The organism is Yoonia sp. R2-816, assembly GCF_046762905.1.
In the GTDB taxonomy this organism is placed as follows: Bacteria; Pseudomonadota; Alphaproteobacteria; order Rhodobacterales; family Rhodobacteraceae; genus Yoonia.
The window spans coordinates 1-2837 of sequence record NZ_JBKQXN010000273.1 but is presented as its reverse complement, the minus strand read 5'-3'; the positions used below and the strand labels follow the sequence as shown (position 1 = coordinate 2837).

The window sequence follows — 2837 nt, the reverse complement described above, 5'->3', positions numbered from 1 at the left end:
GATTTTGCTTGTCATCAACACCCTGATGACAGGGTGATATGATGAAGGCCGACGATTTTCTGAATTGGATGGAAAAAGCGAAATGCAGCAGCGCAATCGACGTTGTGCGTGTTTTAGGTGTTGGCCGAAACCAAGCCCAGCGATGGGTTGCCAGTGCAAAGGCCGGTGATGACGTCGAAGTCAAACTGACCGTTGCGCTGGCAATGAGCGCGTGCGCGCGACAGCTCAACCGCTGGCCTGATTGATGCCAACCTGAACAGCAGGCACGCCATGCCACAAGGACAAACGGACATGCTAGACAAAGACATCCAAGTGTTTCACATGAGCAATATCCTCGAACTCAAAGAAACCGCAATTGGTACAAATTGCGAATGCCCCAAATGCCTGCAAAGAGCAAAGCGCGTCAGCTGGGAGAAGGCTGAGGGTAGAGCCGTTAACCGCTATTGGCGGATGTTCTGCATCCACTGCGGTCACGTGGATACGAACGTCATCACTTCACTTCAGGGTTGTATGGACCACCATGTTGATTTTTGGTTTCATGGTTTCATGGTTTCATGGTTTCATGGGATCGTGGAAGGCGATAACCCAACTAGACAAATTGTCCTTAGTTGGGGTGAATTTTCTGGATACGGCTGCGAAGTGGTATGGAGCGAGAATTAATTTCTTTTCGAGAAACTGCCTTTCACTCAGTTTTCCAATTTGACCGGTTTGTCCCGCACACTTCCAGTTCGCCGACGATCCGATTTTTCGCCTGCAGCGAACGGCCGCAAAGTGGGCTGCCACCGCAGCATCTCAACAGGTCGGTGAAAGGCAGGAATGGGCCGGATGGAGTCGTGTTAACAGATCTTTGGTTCGAATTTCATCAATGGAATGAGGTAGTGCGCCGCCGCCTCAGCTCCGCGACGGTGATGCCGAGCAGTTGCGCGGCTGCTGTCTCGTCGCCGTCACAGGACTTCAAAGATTGCTCAATGCAGATATTGGCCACCTCATCAATGGCGGCGGCCATGATGTCCGCAAGAGGGGCGGAACCGACCAGATCGACTGCAAATGTATTGGCCTCGTTGGTTGCGGTTGCTTGAGCGACCTGTTCGAGCAATCGACTGTTCTCGTCCTGCCAACGCGCATTTAACTCGGTCATCGGGCGCAGGTCTCGGCAAACAACTTGCCGCACATTTCCATATGGCGTTTCAACGCGGAAGTGCTTGGCGAGAAGTGGAATCTCACCGGTACCGTCCACCAAGAAATTGAGGTGCCGCCATCTGTCGCTCTTCGATAAAACTCTGGCATTGAAACCTAGCAATGGCTCAATCTTACCCAAACTATCCTTTGCCACAATCTGCGCGAACGCCTGACCAAGCCATTTTGTTCTCAGATTTGCGCCAAACTTCTCTCTCTCCGGCACCATGACGTCGAGTACCATACTATCTGCAGACAGAAGAATGCTGACATCGCCACTCATGGCCAGAAGAGCCGCAGCATCATAACCGCGCCAAGGATCTTCGCTTCGCTGGTCTTTTGGTTGTTCAGCCATTGAATCGTCCCTCGCGACGCTGCAGTTCGCTCCATCCATGCTGAAAGAACTGCAGTGAATCTTCGGCCGAGGCCGCGACCCAATCAGCCCCCAGAAACTCATACTGGACTGACGTACCGCAGATTGCGCTACCCCCAATGACTATCTTGATGTCAGGGTTGATTGAGCAAAATCTTACATCGGAGATTAAGTCTGCCAGACCATGCAGGCGATTGTCCGTGCCGACTGAGATGCCGAGCACATCCACGTGCTTGGAACTTAGCTGTTCCATAATGGCGCTTGAACCTAAGCTATGCCAGAGCTGAGCATCCCATCCTGCCCGGTTGATCTTGTCGACGAGCATCTGCGGTCCAAAGGTGTGCTGCTCAGAACTTGGAACATAGACAACTGCAGCGCCAATTGAGAGAGACCGCCCAGTGGCTCGAACAGGATTTGCGGTAAGCGCGTCAAGCGTCCGTCGCAGTGTCCAATAGGCTTCCGTTATGTCTCCAATTGAGAGCGTATCATCCTGCCAGGCTTGATCGAGCTGTGTTATGGCTCCCATCGCTAGCGCGGGCCAATTGCCCGATAGCTGGCCAAGCTCAGTCGCCTTAGATACGTCTCGCGAACCAAGGGCTGAAAAGAACGCACTGCTCATAGTATCGCGAGATGACTGTTCTGGATGGAACCAACCGGAATGTATGAGAATAGATGCAAGATCGCTAATCCCTTGCATCGCCCAGCCGGCGGTTTGCTCGCAATCCTCGTATAGCTCATCAACCAAACCTGTCACTCACCGCTCTGCAGTACTGCCCCAGTGACGAACATAGTTTGTTGTGCAGGAATGACCAGCTTGATTGACAGGTTAAATAACGGTTCCTCGGCTACGCCGCAAATGTCCGGTCTCATGCGCTGCGCCACAGCATCAAGTAAGTTGATTTGATGTCTCCTCTGGGCCGTCCTCGAATGTGTGCGTGGCCTGCCACCAAGCTAATGCTGCTGGGGCTCCTATGGCCGCGAAGAGATGGGATGGTTGCCGCCCTCCCCAGACGGCATCGCAATGTGCCAAAGATGTGGTCGTACACGGCCACAATTGAGAGAGGACGGCAATATGATTGATACAATGATCGGTGTAGACTTGGCAAAGAATGTGTTTCAGCTTCATGGTGCTTCGCTGACAGGGGAAGTCAAATTTCGAAAGAAGCTCTCCCGACCTCGGTTTCGAAAGTTCATGGAATCCCAACCCGCAAGTATCGTTGTTTTTGAAGCTTGCGGCGGTGCTCATTTCTGGACGCGGGAGATTCAGGAACTTGGACATGAGGCAAAG

At 52.7% G+C, this 2837-nt stretch carries 4 protein-coding genes and 1 pseudogene; 3 read left to right on the top strand and 2 right to left on the bottom strand.

Annotated features, from left to right (window positions below):
• The first annotated feature begins 41 nt into the window (after positions 1 to 41).
• Both ACFWW2_RS16765 and ACFWW2_RS16760 read left to right on the top strand, forming a co-directional pair.
• On the top strand, positions 42 to 245 hold the full coding sequence (locus ACFWW2_RS16765) for a hypothetical protein (protein WP_393929802.1): 204 nt from the start codon (positions 42 to 44) through the stop codon (positions 243 to 245).
• Between the two features lie 46 nt (positions 246 to 291).
• Positions 292 to 660, top strand: a complete 369-nt coding sequence (locus ACFWW2_RS16760; RefSeq protein WP_393929800.1) for a hypothetical protein — start codon at positions 292 to 294, stop codon at positions 658 to 660.
• 202 nt (positions 661 to 862) lie between these two features.
• Here the strand turns inward: ACFWW2_RS16760 and ACFWW2_RS16755 are convergent, their stop codons facing one another.
• Together ACFWW2_RS16755 and ACFWW2_RS16750 are read right to left on the bottom strand one after the other, a co-directional pair.
• Positions 863 to 1531, bottom strand: a complete 669-nt coding sequence (locus ACFWW2_RS16755) for a hypothetical protein (RefSeq protein ID WP_393929798.1) — start codon at positions 1529 to 1531, stop codon at positions 863 to 865.
• On the bottom strand, positions 1524 to 2303 hold the full coding sequence (locus tag ACFWW2_RS16750) for a B12-binding domain-containing protein (protein ID WP_393929796.1): 780 nt from the start codon (positions 2301 to 2303) through the stop codon (positions 1524 to 1526). Before ACFWW2_RS16750 ends, ACFWW2_RS16755 begins: the two co-directional genes overlap by 8 nt.
• 318 nt (positions 2304 to 2621) lie before the next feature.
• On the opposite strand from ACFWW2_RS16750, the pseudogene ACFWW2_RS16745 reads away from it, so the two are divergent.
• Positions 2622 to 2837, top strand: a pseudogene (locus ACFWW2_RS16745) (IS110 family transposase); the annotation flags it as partial.

Coding starts and splice junctions, on each gene's coding strand:
- ACFWW2_RS16765 (WP_393929802.1), top strand. CDS start 42: ATGAAGGCCGACGATTTTCTGAATTGGATGGAAAAAGCGAAATGCAGC.
- ACFWW2_RS16760 (WP_393929800.1), top strand. CDS start 292: ATGCTAGACAAAGACATCCAAGTGTTTCACATGAGCAATATCCTCGAA.
- ACFWW2_RS16755 (WP_393929798.1), bottom strand. CDS start 1,531: ATGGCTGAACAACCAAAAGACCAGCGAAGCGAAGATCCTTGGCGCGGT.